At 66.4% G+C, this 17107-nt stretch carries 15 protein-coding genes; 3 read left to right on the top strand and 12 right to left on the bottom strand.

Annotated features, from left to right (window positions below; all coding sequences use genetic code 11):
* Positions 1–3 precede the first annotated feature (3 nt).
* Complete coding sequence (locus C1O66_RS13960; protein ID WP_102768436.1) at positions 4–2805, top strand: ATP-binding protein; 2802 nt, start codon at positions 4–6, stop codon at positions 2803–2805.
* 15 nt (positions 2806–2820) lie between these two features.
* On the opposite strand, the gene C1O66_RS13955 is transcribed toward C1O66_RS13960, so the two are convergent.
* The 9 genes from C1O66_RS13955 to C1O66_RS13915 all read right to left on the bottom strand — a co-directional run bounded on the left by C1O66_RS13955 (position 2821) and on the right by C1O66_RS13915 (position 12933).
* Positions 2821–5259 carry a putative bifunctional diguanylate cyclase/phosphodiesterase gene (locus tag C1O66_RS13955; RefSeq protein WP_102768435.1) on the bottom strand — a complete coding sequence of 813 codons (2439 nt, stop codon included), beginning with the start codon at positions 5257–5259 and terminating at the stop codon, positions 2821–2823.
* 6 nt (positions 5260–5265) lie between these two features.
* Entirely contained in the window at positions 5266–5823 is a 558-nt protein-coding gene (locus C1O66_RS13950; RefSeq protein WP_133155219.1) for a methylamine utilization protein, read from the bottom strand.
* Between the two features lie 264 nt (positions 5824–6087).
* Entirely contained in the window at positions 6088–7158 is a 1071-nt protein-coding gene (gene holA / locus C1O66_RS13945) for a DNA polymerase III subunit delta (RefSeq protein ID WP_102768433.1), read from the bottom strand.
* 24 nt (positions 7159–7182) lie between these two features.
* Complete coding sequence (locus C1O66_RS13940) at positions 7183–7686, bottom strand: LPS-assembly lipoprotein LptE (protein WP_102768432.1); 504 nt, start codon at positions 7684–7686, stop codon at positions 7183–7185.
* 2 nt (positions 7687–7688) lie between these two features.
* Complete coding sequence (gene leuS, locus C1O66_RS13935) at positions 7689–10334, bottom strand: leucine--tRNA ligase (RefSeq protein WP_102768431.1); 2646 nt, start codon at positions 10332–10334, stop codon at positions 7689–7691.
* Between the two features lie 54 nt (positions 10335–10388).
* Complete coding sequence (locus C1O66_RS13930) at positions 10389–10832, bottom strand: ExbD/TolR family protein (RefSeq protein ID WP_102768430.1); 444 nt, start codon at positions 10830–10832, stop codon at positions 10389–10391.
* Positions 10833–10868: 36 nt separating this feature from the next.
* Positions 10869–11525, bottom strand: a complete 657-nt coding sequence (locus C1O66_RS13925) for a MotA/TolQ/ExbB proton channel family protein (RefSeq protein ID WP_102768429.1) — start codon at positions 11523–11525, stop codon at positions 10869–10871.
* Entirely contained in the window at positions 11525–12349 is an 825-nt protein-coding gene (gene dapB / locus C1O66_RS13920; RefSeq protein WP_102768428.1) for a 4-hydroxy-tetrahydrodipicolinate reductase, read from the bottom strand. The genes C1O66_RS13925 and dapB overlap by 1 nt, the downstream gene beginning before the upstream one ends.
* 2 nt (positions 12350–12351) lie before the next feature.
* Positions 12352–12933 carry an outer membrane protein assembly factor BamE gene (locus C1O66_RS13915; RefSeq protein ID WP_102768427.1) on the bottom strand — a complete coding sequence of 194 codons (582 nt, stop codon included), beginning with the start codon at positions 12931–12933 and terminating at the stop codon, positions 12352–12354.
* Between the two features lie 105 nt (positions 12934–13038).
* On the opposite strand from C1O66_RS13915, the gene fur reads away from it, so the two are divergent.
* On the top strand, positions 13039–13467 hold the full coding sequence (fur, locus tag C1O66_RS13910; RefSeq protein WP_102769647.1) for a ferric iron uptake transcriptional regulator: 429 nt from the start codon (positions 13039–13041) through the stop codon (positions 13465–13467).
* A gap of 33 nt (positions 13468–13500) precedes the next feature.
* On the opposite strand, the gene hprK is transcribed toward fur, so the two are convergent.
* The 3 genes from hprK to hpf form a co-directional block, all read right to left on the bottom strand.
* The gene (gene hprK, locus C1O66_RS13905; RefSeq protein ID WP_102768426.1) at positions 13501–14463 is read right to left on the bottom strand and encodes an HPr(Ser) kinase/phosphatase; all 963 of its coding nucleotides are present in this window, start codon (positions 14461–14463) and stop codon (positions 13501–13503) included.
* Between the two features lie 52 nt (positions 14464–14515).
* On the bottom strand, positions 14516–14986 hold the full coding sequence (gene ptsN / locus C1O66_RS13900; RefSeq protein WP_102768425.1) for a PTS IIA-like nitrogen regulatory protein PtsN: 471 nt from the start codon (positions 14984–14986) through the stop codon (positions 14516–14518).
* A gap of 319 nt (positions 14987–15305) precedes the next feature.
* A complete protein-coding gene (gene hpf / locus C1O66_RS13890) occupies positions 15306–15650 on the bottom strand; it encodes a ribosome hibernation-promoting factor, HPF/YfiA family (RefSeq protein WP_102768423.1) in 345 nt (114 codons plus the stop codon).
* Between the two features lie 467 nt (positions 15651–16117).
* Between hpf and corA the strand changes: the two genes are divergently transcribed.
* Positions 16118–17092 carry a magnesium/cobalt transporter CorA gene (gene corA, locus C1O66_RS13885; protein WP_102768422.1) on the top strand — a complete coding sequence of 325 codons (975 nt, stop codon included), beginning with the start codon at positions 16118–16120 and terminating at the stop codon, positions 17090–17092.
* Positions 17093–17107 lie beyond the last annotated feature (15 nt).

Here is a 17107-nt window from a genome sequence, read left to right as displayed (position 1 = left end):
ACCATGGAATTCTTTGCCACTGACGCTGCGGTTGCCTCCCTGGAACAGGCCCTGGCCCAGGGCGCCGTGCTGGACACCTTGCAGGAACGCCTGCTGCTGGCCTGGGCCTTGCGCCAGCGCGACACCCTGCGGGCGCTGGAGCTGGCGCAGGATGTCGAGGGCCTGCTCAGCGCCACCGAGTGGCACGAGCCCCAGCGCATGGCGGTGCGCGGCCGCCTGAGCCTGCTGCGCGCCGAAGCGCACCTGCTGTTCGCCGAGATGGACGAAGCCCAGCTGCACATGAACCAGGCCGGTCAGGTCTTCGCCGGCCTGGCCGATGCGGCGGGCCTGGCCGATCTGCACTGGCTGCGCCATTACTTTGCGGCCGATCGCGGCGATGCCGGGGGCCTGAAGGAAGAACTGCGGCGCGCCATCGCCTGCGCAGGCCAGGCCCGTGACCCGCACCGCATCGCCTTGCTGGAGGCGAACCTGGCCCGGGCCGAGGTGTTCGGCGATCCCATGCAGGCCGAGCGCGACTGGGGCGGGCGCCTGCCCCTCAGCAGTGCCGACATGCCCAGCATGGAAGGCGCCGCGCTGGAGGATTTCCGTGGCCTGCTGGCGGCCATGAGCGGCCATTACCTGCCCTCCATCCAGGCCCACTCCAAAGCCTTCGAGCTGGGCTTGCGCACCGGACAGATCCGCCGCGCCATCACCCTGGCCACCAATCTTGGACACACCTACACCAAGATGAGTGATTTCCAGACGGCCATGGAATGGCTGCGCCGCGGCCTGGACCTGGCCCGGGCCTCGCGCTGGCCGAACCTGATTGCGCTGTGCCTGGCCCACACCGGCGAGGCCTTGCGCCGCCTGGGCCAGCTGGGCGATGCGCGCGAGCTGCTGCAAGAGTGCCTGCAGCTGCAGGCCCTGCCGCCGGAGTCGCGCACGCGTGCCCTGGCCCTGTCCTACCTGGGCCGCACCGAGCTCGATTCCAAGCAAGGCGCCGCGGCGCTGGCTGCGTTTTCCCAGCTCCGGCCTTTGGCCGAGGCCTCGGGTTCGGGCGATCTGCTCACCGATGCCAGCATCGGCCTGGCCCGGGCGGCTTTGTTGCAAGGCGATCTGCTCAGCGCGCGCCAGCAGGCCGAGCAAGGCCTGGCCATGGCCGAGCAGCAGCATGAGCCCGACAAAGAGGTGGACCTGCTCTGGGCCCTGGCCGAGGTGCATCAGGCCGAGGATCAGCTCGTGCAACGCTCGCCGCAGGACAGCAGGGCCCTGAGCTGGTACCAACGTGCCCTGCAACGCGCCGATGGCCTGGAGGCCTACACGCCTCAGGTGCGCCTGCTCGATGCCGCGGCCAAGGCAGCCGCCGCCCAAGGCAGCTTTGAGCAGGCCTACCACTGGGCGCAGCGGGCCAATGAGCTGCGCCAGCGCAGCTTCAGCGAGGAAACCTCGCGCCGCTCGAGCGCCCTGCAGGTGCACCACCAGATAGAGCGTGCCCGCGCCGAGAGCGAGCATCTGCGCCGCCTGGCCGAATCCGAGGCGGCGCGCTTCCAGCTGCTGCGCGACTCGCACGAGGTGCTTCAGCATCTGGGCTTGATCGGCCAGGAGATCACCAACGAGCTGGAGACCGACCGCGTCTTCAATGTGATGGAGCGCCACATCCATGCGCTGCTGGATGCGCCCTGCATGTCGGTCTATCTGCTTGACGAGAGTGGCAGCCAGCTCTACTGCGCATTTGGCATGGAAGATGGTGAGCCCTTCATCGACCCGCCGATCCCGATGAGCTCGGAGCGCTCGCTGGCCGTGCGTTGCCTGAAGGAGCGCCGCGAGTACCTGCTCAACCGCCCCTCCGACGAAGGCTTGGGTGAGCAGGTGCCGGGCACCAGCGAGCTGCAAAGCCTGTTGTTCGCGCCGCTGGCGGTGGGCGACCGGGTGATCGGGGTGATGACCATCCAGTCGCCGCGTGCCGATGCTTACGGTGAACGCCAGCAGGTGATCTTCCGCACCCTGTGCTCCTACATCGCCATCGCGCTCGACAATGCCGGCGCCTATCTGCGCGTCAGCGAGTTGCAGCGCCAGCTGATGGCGCAGGAAAAACTGGCCGCACTGGGCGCCATGGTGGCGGGCGTGGCCCATGAGCTGAACACACCCATCGGCAACAGCCTCTTGATCGCCAGCACCTTGCTCGGCGCCACCGACGAGTTTGCCCAGCAGGTGGAGCAGAAAGTGCTCAAGCGCTCGGACTGGGAGCGCTATGCCGACCGCACGCGCGATGGCCTGGAGGTCATCAACCGCAGCATGCAGACGGCGGCCACCCTGGTCAGCAGCTTCAAGCAGGTGGCGGTGGACCGCAGCTCGGAGCAGCGCCGTGAGTTCGCCCTGCGCGAGCTGTGCGAGCAATGCCTGCAGACCCTGTCTCTGCAGCTGCGCCGAGCCAATGTGGAGTGGCAGCTGCATATCGATGCTCAGCTGCAGCTCGACAGCTACCCAGGCGCACTTGGTCAGGCCTTGATCATCCTGTTCAACAACGCCATGGCTCATGCCTTCGAGGGGCGCGAGGCGGGCCGCATCGACATCGGCGCGCAGGCGCTGGACGCCGAGCGCGTGCAGCTCTGGGTGCAGGACGATGGGGTCGGCATGGCGGCCGAGGTCTGCGAGCGTATCTTCGAGCCCTTCTTCACCACCAAGTTCGGCCGCGGTGGCAGCGGCCTGGGCCTGAGCATTGCGCACAACATCGTCACCGGCCTGCTCGGTGGTCGCATCAGCGTGCACAGCACGCCGGGGCAGGGCAGCCGCTTTGTGATGGAGTTGCAGCGCGTGGCGCCCTGAGATTCAGGTCGGTGCTCAGTCGAGCTGGCTGAGCATGGTGTCGGCGCCGATGCTGCCGATTTCGGGGGCACGCCAGGCCCTGAGCCAATCCAGGAACTGCTCTTGAGGCATGGGCTTGGCGATGAAATAACCCTGACCCTCATCGCAGCCCAGTGCAGCCAGCAGGCGCCAGGCCTTGGCGCTTTCGACGCCTTCGGCCACCACGCTCAGGCCCAGGTTGTGGGCCAGCTCGATGGTCGAGCGCACGATCTTGGCATCGCCCAGATCGCTCTCCATGGCCATGACGAAGCTCTTGTCGATCTTGAGTTCATGGACGGGCAGGCGCTTCAGATAAGCCAGCGAGGAGTAGCCGGTGCCGAAGTCATCGATGGACATCTTGAAACCGCGCTCCTGCAGTTGCTGCAAAGTGTGCAGGGCGCGTTGCGGGTCATCCATGATGGCGCTCTCGGTGATCTCCAGACACAGCGCATCGCTGCGCGCGCCGTGAGCATCGAGCATGGCCTGGATCTTGGCCGGCAGGTCCTGGTCCAGCAGGTCGCGGGTGGACAGGTTGACGCTGATGCGCAGGGCCAGGTCTTGCGCGCGCGCCTGCGCCCAGGCGGCGGCCGAGGCTTCGATCACCCAGGCCGTCAGGGCGCGGATGAAACCGGTCTGTTCGGCAAAGGGAATGAACTGCATGGGCGGCACCAGGCCGCGCTCGGGGTGCTGCCAACGCACCAGGGCTTCGGCACTGATGATGCGGCCGCTTTGCAGATCGACCTTGGGCTGCAGGTAGAGGCGCAGCTCGCCGGCCTCCACGGCGTGGCGCAGTTCGCTCAGCAGGGACAGCGATTCCTGGCTGCCGGCGTCCAGGCTGGCGCTGTAGAACACGCTGCCGTTCTGCCGCTTCTTGGCCTCGAACATGGCCAGGGTGGCGCGGCTGAGCAGCTGCTTGGCCTCGCGGCCGTGGGCGGGCGCCAGGGCCAGACCGATGCCGGCGCTCAGATCCACGGTCTGGTCCTTGATGCGCAGCGGGCGTTCGAAATCGCGATGGATGGCATCGGCCAGGGCCAGGGCTGCGCTTTCATCGGCCTGGCTCAGCAGCAGGGCAAACTCGTCGCCGTTGAGCCGGGCCAGGGCGTCTTCGCTGGCCGGCAAGAGCGCTTGCAGGCGCTGTGCCACTTTCTGCAGCAGCAGGTCGCCGAAATCATGGCCTTGCACATCGTTGACATGCTTGAAGCGGTCCAGGCCCAAGGTCAGCACCGCGCAGGGTGCCTCGGGATGTTCGGCCAACCAGCGTTCGAGCACCTGCACAAAACCGGCGCGGTTGGGCAGGCGTGTCAGCTGGTCCTGAAAGGCCAGCTCGTTGAGGCTGGCGTCGCGCTGCTGGATGCCCTGGCGCATGGCCTCGAAGGCGCGTGCCAGATCGCCCACCTCGTCGGCGCTGCCATCCTGGGCCACCGGCGTGGCGTAGTCGCCGGCCCCCAGGCGCTCGGCCGAATCGGCGAGGGTCTTGATCGGCCGGCTGATGCGGCGCGCCGTCAGCACGCTGCCCAGGGCAAAGGCCAGGATGCCCAGCACGGTCAACGTGCCCAGGGTCTGGCGCAGGGTGCGGTAGGACTCGAACGCCTGGTCGAAGGAGCGCAGCAGCAGGACGGCCAGCTGCTGATCACCCGAGCGCAGCAGGGGCACGTAGAGGCCGCGCATTTCTTCCTCGCCCAGTTGCAGGCTGAAGGTGGGCTCGGCGGCCTGTACCTGGCCCGCCACCTGGCCGGTGGTGGCCGCATCGAGCACGCTGCCCAGCGGTGCCCAGGCCTGGCCCTCGGCCGGGCGCAGCAGAAAGACGCTGCGCAGGCCCGAGAGGGTTTGCAGTTCGCGCAAGGGCTCGGACTGCAGGTCCACGGCCATCATCAACCAGCCGCCCAGGCCGGCGGCCTTCACCGGCACAAACACCAGCTGATACGCCCGCCCGCCCACCAGGGCCAGGCTGGCGCGGCCGCTGGGCTCGTTGCCGGCGTCCTCGGCTTCCTTGGCCTGGATCAGGGCAGGCAGCAGGGCGACAAAGGCCTCGGCCTGCAGCCGGGTGGCGGTGATCAGGCGGAAATCGGCCGAGACGTAGGCGATCACACTGGCGTCGACCAGCTGGCTGTTTTTGGAATCGAGTGCGCTGAACAAGGTGTCGGCAAACTCCGTCGCCGGCATGCCGGCGGCTTCGGCCAGCACGCTGCGGATGCCGTGGTTGTTCTCCAGCTGGCGCAGCACGGCCACGCGCTGCTGCGCATCCTGAGCCAGCAGATGGCCGAGCATGCGCTGGCCGGTTTTCAGTTCCGCCTCCACCGCCACCTCGGTGCTGCGGCGGATGTTGGCGTAGGTGATCATCCAGCTGGTCAGCTGCACCAGCACCAGCAGGGCCAGGAAGAGGGCGACGATGCGGCCTTCAAGCCGACGCAGATGGAGGAAAGCAGGCAGCTTCATGGCGCTTCAGCGCAGCGGCAGTTGCAGGGGCGCTGGTTCCTGGCCGGGAACCAGGCGCAGCGGAAAGCTGCTCAGCAGCGGGCTGCCCAACCTCGGGTGCCAGACCTTGAGCACATGCTCGCCGGGCGGCAACTCCAGGCGCAGCTGGCCCTGGGCATTGCTCTTGCCGAAGAAGGGCGTGTCGACGATGACGATATGGGCGCTCATCTCATCGTGGATATTGCAGCCCAGGGTGGCGACGCCGGGCTTGTCGAACAGCACCGGATCGGTCGGGGTGCCGGTGTAGAGCTTGAGGTCGAACTTCTTGGCCGCCGAGAAGGAGTAGACATGGTGGCGCACGGTGTCGAAGTTTGGGAAGTTGACGGCCGTGCCCGTCTGCACCACCAGCACGAAAGGCTGGAACTGGCGCTGGCGCTGCTCCATCTGGGCCACGCTGCCCGCGCCGGCACGGCCGGTCTGGCCTTTCACTTCCACGGCCATGGCGACATCGCCCAATGGCTGGCCGCTGGCGTTCTGCACGCTGAGCGTCCAGCCGGCGGCTTGGGCCGCGGCTGCGGTGCTCAAGCCAAGCAAACAGCCGATGAGCTGCAGTATGGAGGGCCGCAAGCCCGGCCAAGCCATCTGTGCCGCCGGGGCCGCAGGCGGGCGCGAGGGTGAGGGGCGGCGCCTGAGCCATGAATTCATCGTGGTGCCTGGTCTTGGGGGAGGGGCTGAGTCAGCGGCTCAACGCATCGGCGCAGGGCCAAGCCGCGCCGGATGCGCCGCTCAGCGACTGTATCGGCATTGCCCTGCGCGACTTGATGCCCCGGCGCGAATGACCGGGCGCTCTCAGCCTCGCAAGGCCAGGCGAGGCGTGCGCGTGGCCGTGGTCTCCACCAGCATCAGGGCCAGGCGGCGCAGGCCAGCCCAGGGCTCCAGCGGCCACTCGGGGTGGCGCAGGCCTTTGACCAGGCCGTCGCAGATCTGCGCGGCGGCCACCAGCCGGCTCAGGTCGCCGCTGTGCAGGCTGGGCACGATGCGCTCGAACAAGCGTTCCTTGGGCCCCCAGACGCGCGCTTCGCGCATGGCCATGGGCAGGGGCTTGCCGGCATCGACGGCGTCGCGCACGCGCTTGAGCGCGCGGATGTCCTCGGCCAGGCTCCAGTGCACCAGCACGGCGGCCTCGCCCTCGGCTTCCAGGCCTTCCAGCATGCGCAGCACGCGGGCGACTTGGCCGCCGAGCACCGCTTCGCTGAGCTTGAACACGTCGTAGCGGGCGACATTGAGCACGGCCGCCTCGATCTGCTCAAAGCTCAGCAGACCCGGCGGGTGCAGCAGGGCGAGCTTTTGCAATTCCTGGTGGGCGGCGAGCAGATTGCCCTCGACCCGGTCGGCAAAAAAGGCCAGGGTGCGCTGGCCGGCCTCGCCATCTTCGACGCGCTGGCCTTGCTGGACCAGACGCTGGGCGATCCACTGCGGCAGGGCGCGGCGTTCGATCGGGTCCACGCGCACGCAGACGCCGGCACCGTCCAGGGCCTGGAACCAGGCGCTGTTCATCTGCGTCTTGTCCAGCTTGGGCAGGGTGACCAGGGTCACCACGTCCTCGGGCAGCTGGGCGCAGTAACGCTGCAGCGCCTCGGAGCCGTCCTTGCCGGGCTTGCCGCCGGGGATGCGGATCTCGATCAGCTGGCGCTCGGCAAACAAGCTCATGGCCTGCGCCGCGCCGAGCACCGGGCCCCAGTCGAAATAGGCGCCGGCAACGGTGAAGACCTTGCGCTCGCCATAGCCCTGGGCGCGCGCCGCCGCGCGGATGGCATCGGCCGCCTCCTGGGCGAGCAGGGGCTCGTCGCCGTAGACGGTGTAGATGGGCCGCAGCGCCTTGGCGAGCTGGGGCTTGAGGGCGTCAGGGCGCAGTTGCATGCGTAGAACCTGGGTCAGCCGAGCTCAGGCGGGCAAGCGCACGGCCGAGAGGCGGCGCATGATCTGCGCCACCGCGTCGGACTGCATGGCCCGGTAGAGCTGGGCTTCTTCCTGCTCCTTGGCCAGGGCCGCGCTTTCTGTGTAGTTCATTTCGCGCGTCATGCGCAGCTCGGTGCGCGGCAGCAGCAGCTCGCCCGAGGGCACGCGCAGCAGGTAGTCGAAATTGACCCGCAGCTGCCACTCACGCACCTGGCCGGCGCTGGTGGACACCACCACCGATTTCTCGCGCGCATCGCGCAGCACCTCCAACACCACCTCGGCGCGGTTGGCGTCTTCCACCATCAGCAGCGCGGTGCGCGAGAGCTGCCGCTTCAGATCGGCCGCCAGCGGCGAGCCCGGCTTGAAGCCGCTCAGCGCCAGGCTGCGGAACAGGAACTCCGGCTCGCGGCGCAGCTCGAAGCCGCAGCCCACCAGCGGGGCGGTGGCGGCGGCCAGGAGCAGGTGGCGGCGCTGCAGCAGGGGGCTCATCGTCAGACGACCAGATTGACCAGGCGGCCGGGCACGATGATGACCTTCTTGGGCGCCTTGCCTTCGCTGAACTTGGCGAAGTCTTCGCTGGCCAGGGCCACGGCTTCGATGGCGGCCTTGTCGGCGGCGGCCGGCACCTTGATGGCGCCACGCAGCTTGCCGTTGACCTGCAGCATCAGCTCGATCTCGTCCTGCACCAGGGCAGCTTCGTCCACGCTCGGCCAGGGCGCGTCGAGCAGGTCACCCAGCTCGGCGGCATAGCCCAGGTCTTGCCAGAGGGCGTGGGTCAGGTGCGGGCAGGCGGGGTAGAGCACGCGCAGCAGCACCGAGAAGCCTTCACGCACGGCCGCATCCTGGCCCTGGGCCTTGAAGCCTTCCAGCGCGTTCAGCAACTTCATGGCACCCGAGACCACGGTGTTGTACTGCATGCGCTCGTAGTCGTAGCTGATCTGCTTCAGCACCAGATGCACCTCGCGGCGCAGGGCCTTGCCCTCGCCGTTCAGGGCGGCGTAGTCGCGGCCGCCGGCCTGGATGGCGGCCTCGTTCTTGGCGCCAAAGCCCCAGACGCGCTTGAGGAAGCGGTGGGCGCCCTCGACGCCGGCGTCGTTCCACTCCAGGGTCTGCTCCGGCGGCGACGCGAACATCACGAACAGACGGGCCGTGTCGGCGCCGTACTGGTTGATCAGCTCCTGCGGGTCGACGCCGTTGTTCTTCGACTTCGACATGGTCGTCATCTCGTACTCGAGCGCCGAGCCGTCGGCTTTCAGCGTGCCGCCGATGACCTGGCCATGCTCGTTGGTCTGGACGTTGACCTCGTGCTCCCAGAAGTAGTTCTTGCCTGCATCGGCCGGCTTCTGGAAGAACGCGCCCTTGAGCACCATGCCCTGGGTCAGCAGCTTGGTGAAGGGCTCGTCGATCTTGACCAGGCCCAGGTCGCGCATGACCTTGGTCCAGAAGCGGGCGTAGAGCAGGTGCAGGATGGCGTGCTCGATGCCGCCGATGTACTGGTCCATGGCGGCGCCTTGGCGCATCCAGTACTCGGTGCCGGCGCCGACCATGGCGTCCTGGTTTTGCGCGTCGCAGTAACGCATGAAATACCAGGACGAATCCACGAAGGTGTCCATGGTGTCGGTCTCGCGGCGGGCGGGCTTGCCGCAGACCGGGCAGGGCACGTTCAGGAAGGCGCTGTGCTTGTTCAGCGGATTGCCGCTGCCGTCCGGGATGCACTCCTCGGGCAGCACGACCGGCAGGTCCTTCTCGGGCACCGGCACCGCGCCATGCTCCTCGCAGTGGATGATGGGGATGGGCGTGCCCCAGTAGCGCTGGCGGCTCACGCCCCAGTCGCGCAGGCGCCAGGTGGTCTTCTTCTCGCCCAGGCCCTTGGCGCCAAGCAGCTCGGCCACCTTGTCGACCGCGGCCTTGTGGCTCAGGCCGTCGAGCACGCCGGAGTTGACGCAGACGCCTTGCGACTTGTCGCCGAACCAGTCGGCCCAGGTGCTGGTCGAGAAGGTCTGACCCTCGACGGCCACGACCTGCTTGATCGCTATGCCGTACTTGTTGGCAAAGGCGAAATCGCGCTCGTCATGCGCCGGCACGCCCATGACGGCGCCGTCGCCATAGCTCATCAGCACATAGTTGCTGACCCAGACCGGCACCTGCGCGCCGGTCAGCGGGTGCGTGACCACGAGGCCCGTGGGCATGCCCTTCTTCTCTTGCGTGGCCAGCTCGGCCTCGGTCGTGCCGCCCTGCTTGCATTCCTCGATGAAGGCGGCCAGCTCGGCATGGCCTGCGGCGGCGTGCGCGGCCAGCGGGTGCTCCGGCGCCACGGCGCAGAAGGTCACACCCATGATGGTGTCGGCACGGGTGGTGAAGACGTAGAGCTTGCCGTCCTGGATCAGCGCACCATCGGCACCCTTGATTTCATGGGGGAAGGCGAAGCGCAGGCCCTGGCTCTTGCCGATCCAGTTCTCCTGCATGAGGCGCACGCGTTCGGGCCAGCCGGACAGGTAGTTCTTGTCCTCGGGGTTGGCCACGGCGGCCAGCAGCTCTTCGGCGTAGTCGGTGATCTTGAGGTAGTAGCCGGGGATCTCGCGCTTTTCGACCAGCGCACCCGAACGCCAGCCGCGGCCGTCGATCACCTGCTCATTGGCCAGCACGGTCTGGTCCACCGGGTCCCAGTTGACGACCTGGGTGCGGCGCTCGGCGATGCCCTTTTCGAGCATCTTCAGGAACAGCCACTGGTTCCACTTGTAGTACTCGGGCTGGCAGGTGGCGATTTCTCGAGACCAGTCGATGGCCAGGCCCATGGCCTGCATCTGGGTCTTCATGTAGGCGATGTTGGAGTAGGTCCACTGCGCCGGCGGCACCTTGCCCTTCATCGCGGCGTTTTCGGCCGGCAGGCCGAAGGCGTCCCAGCCCATGGGCATGAGCACGTTGTAGCCCTTCATGCGCAGCTGGCGCGTGAGCATGTCGTTGATCGTGTAGTTGCGCACATGGCCCATGTGCAGCTTGCCGCTGGGGTAGGGCAGCATGGAGCAGGCGTAGAACTTGGGCTTGCTCTGATCCTCGACCACGCGGTAAGCGTCACGGGCTTGCCAGTGGGAGCGTGCGGCCTGTTCGACCTCGGAAGGGGTGTACTTTTCGTTCATGGTGGGCTCGGTGCGAAGTGCGCCGATTGTAAAAGTCGTGGGCCGGGCTGCCGCTCAGGGCTGCTTCGGTAGGGGCGTGGGCGCGGTGTCAGCGTCGGTGACGAAGGCCATGCGGTGCAGGCCGGCGGCCTGGCACCAGCCGATCAGCTGGGCCACCGCGCCGTAGGGCGCAGCCTGATCGGCACGCAGCTGCACCTCCAGCTCGGGCCGGCCGGCGCCCAGGGTCTTGAGGCGTTGTTGCAAGGTGGCGGCGTCGAGCTTTTCTTCGCCCAGGTAGAGCGCGCCATCGGGTGCCACGGCCAGGGCGATGAACTGCGGCGTGTCGCCCGGTGTGGCGGCCTCACTCTTGGGCAGGTCCAGGCGCAGGGAGTTGCTCATCAGCGGCGCGGCGATCATGAAGATCACCAGCAGCACCAGCATGACGTCGATCAGCGGCGTCATGTTGATCTCGCCCATGGGCTTGGGGCTGTCGCGGCGTTCCAGGCGGCCGAAGCTCATCTCAGGCTCCGGCGACGCGTGGCTGGCGCTGCTCGCTCACGGTTGCGCCGGCGCATCGCTGAACATTTCGCGCAGGTCGTGCGCAAAGCCTTCCAGCTCGGCCTCGCAAGCGCCGAGCAGCTTGCCGAAGACGTTGTAGGCCAGCACGGCCGGGATCGCCACGGCCAGGCCGGCGGCGGTCATGATCAGCGCTTCGCCTACAGGGCCGGAGACGCGGTCCATGCTCAGATTGCCGCTGGCCGAAATGCTGACCAGGGCGTGGTAAATGCCCCAGACCGTGCCGAACAGTCCGACGAAGGGCGCGGTGCTGCCGATCGAAGCGAGCAGCACCTGGCCGAACTGCAGGCGCTGCAGAACGCCGTGCAGTGCGTCGCGCAGGCGGCGAGTCAGGCGGGAATGGGCGTGGCCTGCGGCATCCAGGGTGCCGCTGCGGGTGTCGCTGGTGGCCGCGTCCAGCAGGGGCAGGAGCAGGCCTTCGGCATCAAAGTTCTGCAGGGCAGTGCGGCCCGAGTCGAGATCGTTCGCATCCCAAAAAGCCGGCACGGCGCGTGCCAGGCTGCGGCGCGCACGCTGCAGGGTCCAGCTTTTCCAAAGGATCAGCACCCAGGCGCTGACCGACATCAGCAGCATGAGCAGGGCCACGCCGCGCGTGACCGCATCGCCTTGGTCCCAGAAACCTTGGAAGCCGCCCATCATCCCTTGAACCCCAGGACATCATTCATGTCGTAGAGGCCCGGGCCTTGGCTGGCCAGGAAGCGCGCAGCGCGCAGGCTGCCCTGGGCAAAGGTGGCGCGGCTGCTGGCCTTGTGGCTGATCTCGATGCGCTCGCCGATGCCGGCGAACAGCACGGTGTGGTCGCCGATGATGTCGCCGCCGCGCACGGTGGCAAAGCCGATGGTCGAGGGATCACGCTCGCCGGTGACGCCTTCGCGGCCGTAGATGGCGCAGGCCTTGAGGTCGCGGCCCAGGGCCTGGGCCACGGCCTCACCCATGGCCAGGGCGGTGCCGCTGGGGGCATCGACCTTGTGGCGATGGTGGGCTTCGATGATCTCGATGTCATAGCCTTCGCTGAGCGCGCGCGCCGCGCGGTCCAGCAGGCCCAGCACCACATTGACGCCGACGCTCATATTGGGCGCCATCATCACGCCGGTGCGTGCGGCCAGGGCGCCGATCTGCGCCTTCTGCTGGGCATCGAAACCGGTGGTGCCGATCACCAGCTTGACGCCCAGCTCGGCGCAGAGGGCCAGATGGGCCAGGGTGCCCTCGGGGCGGGTGAAATCGATCAGCACATCGCTGGCTTGCAGCGCAGCGCGCACATCGTCGCTGATGGCCACGCCGCAGATCTTGCCGAGGAAAGCGCCGGCATCCTGGCCCAGCGAGGGCGTGCCCGGCCGGTCAAGCGCCGCGCTGAGCTGGCAATCGGGTGCCTGCAGCACGGCTTCGATCAGCATGCGGCCCATGCGACCGGAACTGCCAGCGATGGCGATGCGCAGGGGTGGGGTCACGCTCGTCGTCATCTTCAGGACTTCTTTTCCAGCGGCGGGTAGGCGCGCACCGGGCCGACGGGCTCGGCGGCCGGCACGGCGGGCTTGGCGGGAATGGGCAGGGCTTTGCGCTCGGCTTCGCTCAGTTCCAGCTTGGGCGGCTCGCGACGCTCGGCCTTGGAGCTGATGGAGGCAACGAACTCGTTCTCGCCGGGCAAATCTTCCGGCGCCTCAATCGACTTCAGGACATCACCGTTGAACCAGACCACCACCTTGCGTTGCTGGTACAGCGTACCCTGGCGTTTGATGGTGAAGACATAGTCCCAGCGCTCGGCGTGGAAGGGGTCGGTCAGCAAGGGTGAACCCAGCAGATCGCGCACCTGGGCGCGCGGCATGCCCGGTTTGACGCGAGCCACCAGCTCCTTGGTCAACACATTGCCCTGCACGACTTCCAGCTTGTACGGTGTGATGCGTTCCAGCATGGTCTGGCCGCTCGACGAGCTGAGCATGTCCAGGCTCGGCATGCTGGAGCAGGCACTGAGGGCGCTGGCGCCGGCGACGACCAGCGCCAGAACTGCGGATCGGGCTGGAATTGCAAGTGTTTTGGGGCTGCGCATGGCGTGATTCTGTGGGGGCTTGGGCCGGTCGGCGCCCGTAGCTGGCTATGATCGGGCCATTCTAGCGGCAGGCCCATGGTGGGCCGCGCCGGCCCCAGCAGTGTCATGAACCGCACCGACGAGATCAAGAACAGTGGCCTGAAAGCCACCCTGCCGCGCATCAAGATTCTGGAGATTTTCCAGAAGACGGCGCAGCGCCACATGACGGCTGAAGACGTCTACAAAGCCTTGTTGGTGGAAGACGCCGACATCGGCCTGGCCACCGTGTACCGCGTGCTCACCCAGTTCGAGCAGGCCGGATTGCTTTCGCGCAATCATTTCGAATCCGGCAAGTCGGTGTTCGAACTGAACGAAGGCCATCACCACGACCATCTGGTCTGTCTGACCTGCGGGCGGGTGGAGGAGTTTTTCGATCCTGAGATCGAGGAGCGCCAGTACGCCATCGCCCGCGAGCGCGGTTTCAAGCTGCAAGACCATTCCCTGGCCCTGTACGCGGCCTGCGTGAAGACCGACTGCCCGCACCGCGGCAGCTGATCGCCAGGGCGATTCGCCCGGCGGCCGACGCGCTCAATCGTCGTTGTGCTGCCCTTGTTCGATCGCCCGCTGATGGCGCTCGACAAACTCCCGGTAGGTGTCGATGCCGCGCAGCTGCAGCACGGTGTTGCGCACGGCCGCCTCGACCAGCACGGCCAGATTGCGGCCGGCATCCACGGCGATGATGGCCTTGCGCACCGGCATGCCCAGCACGTCTTCGTAAAGCGGCTCGTAGGGCAGGCGCTCGAAGTCGCGCTCCATGGTTTCCTTGCGCACCAGGTGCACGATGAGCTTGAGCCGCATCTTGCGGCGCACGGCCGTCTCGCCAAAGATCGCCTTGATGTCGAGCAGGCCGATGCCGCGCACTTCCAGCAGATTGAGCAGCAGCTCGGGGCAGCGGCCCTCGATGGCGGTTTGCGAGATGCGGAACAGATCGACCGCATCGTCGGCCACCAGGCCGTGGCCGCGGGAAATCAGCTCCAGGCCCAGCTCGCTCTTGCCCAGGCCGGACTCGCCGGTCAGCAGCACGCCCAGGCCCAGGATGTCCATGAAGACGCCGTGGCGGGTGGTGCGGTTGGCAAACAGCTGCGCCAGATAGGCCCGCACCACGTCGATGACGTGGCCGGCCGACTCGCGGGTGACGAAGAGCGGGATCTCGGCGCGGTCGCACATGGCGACCAGACGGTCCGGCGGAGCCTGGTCGTCGGCGACGATGATGACCGGCGGCTCCAGCGTGACGATGCGTGAGATGCGGCGGTCCAGCACCTCGCCCGAGGCCTGGCTCAGATACGCCACCTCGCGGCGGCCCACCAGCTGCACCCGGTAGGGGTGGATGTAATTGAGGTAGCCGACCAGATCGGCCGACGATTGCGCGTCGCGGACGGCGGTTTCGTCGAAGCGGCGCTCCGGATGCGCGTGGCCGGCAATCCACTCCCAGCGCAGGCGTTCACGATGTTCTTCGAAAAGCCGGTCGGCGCTGATGGAGGTGGGTTTCACTGATCGTTCGGCGGCGCGTTGCTGGGCGGGTGGGGGAGGGTGCCGTCGCCGTTCAGGCGACCGACTTCAGCGGTTCCCAGGCCGAAATCAGGCGGTGCAGATTGGCGGCCTCGGGGTCGGTCTTGAGCTGCTCGCGCAGGTCGCGGTCCGACAGCATTTCGGCGATCTCGGACAGGATTTCCAGATGCCGCTGCGTGGCTGCTTCGGGCACCAGCAGGAAGATCAAGAGGCTGACCGGTTCGTCATCGGGCGCGTCAAAACCGATCGGCTGCTGCACGCGCAGCACGGCGGCCAGCGGGTTTTTCAGGCCCTTGATGCGGCCGTGCGGGATGGCCACGCCGTGACCGAGGCCGGTGGAGCCGAGGCGCTCACGCGCGAAAAGATTGTCCGCCACCACCGCGCGAGAGATGGCGTGATGGTTCTCAAACAGCAGGCCAGCCTGCTCGAAAACGCGTTTCTTGCTGGAGGCATCCACATTCACCAACACATTGTCGGCGGGAAGGATGGCGGCGAGACGGTTCATGGTGTCGAAGCGTCGCATACGGCTGGGTGGGCCTTGGGCGGGACGCTTGGTCGGTGTCGAATCGATGAATTATAGAAAGCTCACCGGTTTCCCGGCCCCCCTGTATTCAGTGGCGGTGCACAAATACGTGAACTGCTGCGGTGCAGCAACGACTGTGCGAGGGGTGATTCAGGCCGACGAAATCGGCCACTTGATCTTCGGGCTCGGGCAATGAAAAGGCGACCCGAAGGTCGCCTTGCGTTGTGCTCACAGATGGAGCGTCTGGAGGATGCCTCGCCTGGAAGCTTTCAACAGGCGGGCGATCTCCGAACAGCTCGACTCAGGGCGCCGGCGTTTCCATCAGGCGCTTGGCCGAGGTGTGGTGATGGTCTTGCAGGCGGTCCTTGTGGCGCACCACCTGGCGGTCCAGTTTGTCCATCAGCTGATCAATGGCGGCGTAGAGGTCTTCGCTGGATTGCTCGACGAAGATGTCGCGTCCCTTGACGTGCAATGTCACTTCGGCCTTTTGCCGGCGTTCCTTTTCCTTCTGCTTTTCCACGGTGAGCAAGACATTGATGTCAACGACTTGATCGAAATGGCGGGTCACTCGATCTAGCTTGGTGAGTACGTACTCACGCAGAGACGGTGTTACTTCCAAATGGTGGCCACTGATTGTCAGATTCATAAAACGGCCTTTCACGAAAAGAAAGTCGAGAGTTCGGAAATCAGGAAAAGAACGAAAAAAACGGATCGCTGGGTCTCTGTCTGGGGCTCTTGTGTAGTGAATCGGCGAATTCAGTTTGCACCTGAAGCGCCACTGTGACAAGTGCTTGACAGCCAGAACAAGGGCCTTAGTCCGTTTGACTTTGCGGCTTGGCAAAGAGCGTGATGGATTGGGCAAAAAGCGCCCCGCGGCGAGGTGATAATCATGGAATCCCAGCTACGGAGTCTTTCTTGGACAGCGATCACCCTCGGTGACCGTCCACTCCCTCGCCAAACGCGCCAGCGCCGCTTGCCTTTTGTCTTGCAGCCGCGCCCGCGTCGCTTGTCCGGAGTGAGACGGGTCCCCACACACCCACACCCGGACGGCGCTCGGCCCGTCCTGCTCGATAAAAGAACAAGAGACGGCGCTCGCGCGCTGGAGGTTTTTGCATGCTGAATGTGTTCACGCTGGACAACGGGCGCCTGAAGGGCGGACTGTTCCAGGAAGAAATCGAAACCGCTGAAGACCTGGCCCTGTCGCGGCCGGTGTGGGTGGATCTGGAGAACCCCACGGCGGTGGAAAAGGGCTGGATTCGTGACCGCTTCGGCCTGGTGATCCCGGAAGACATCGTCGACGAAGACCTGGAAGAGTCGGCCCGTTTCTACGAAGAAGACAACGGCGAACTGCACATCCGCTCCGACTTCTTGATCGATGACGACGAGGCCCCGCGCAATGTGCGCGTCGCCTTCATCCTCTACAACAATGTGCTGTTCTCGGTGCACAACGAGGACTTGCCGGTGTTCCGCCTGCTGCGCCTGCGCGCGCGCCGCATCCCGGCCTTGATCGAAGACGCCAAGGATGTGCTGCTCAAGCTCTACGACGCCGATGCCGAGTACTCGGCCGATGTGCTTGAGGGCATTTACGACAATCTGGAGAAGGTCAGCGCCCGCGTCTTGAAGAAGGACGTGAACGACACCGAGGCCGGCGAAGTGCTGGCCGCGATCGCGCGCGAGGAAGACTTGAACGGCCGCATCCGCCGTAACGTCATGGACACACGGCGCGCACTCAGCTTCATGATGCGCAGCCGCATGCTCAGTGCCGAGCAGTTCGAGGAGTCACGCCAGATTCTGCGCGACATTGACTCGCTCGATTCGCACACGGCCTTCTTGTTCGACAAGGTCAACTTCCTGATGGATGCCACGGTTGGTTTCATCAACATCAACCAGAACAAGATCATCAAGATCTTCTCGGTGGCCAGCGTCGCCCTGCTGCCGCCGACCCTGATCGCCAGCGTCTACGGCATGAATTTCAAGGCCATGCCCGAGCTCGACTGGCAGTACGGCTATCCCTTCGCCCTGGGTCTGATGCTGGCTTCGGTGGCCGCGCCCTTCATCTACTTCCGCCGCAAGGGCTGGTTGAAGTAGGCAAAAAGGCCGGCG

The sequence above is a fragment of the Paucibacter aquatile genome (genome assembly GCF_002885975.1).
GTDB classification, from domain to species: domain Bacteria; phylum Pseudomonadota; class Gammaproteobacteria; order Burkholderiales; family Burkholderiaceae_C; genus Paucibacter_A; species Paucibacter_A aquatilis.
The sequence above is the reverse complement of the archived record's forward strand: the minus strand, read 5'-3'. Positions and strand labels throughout refer to the sequence as shown.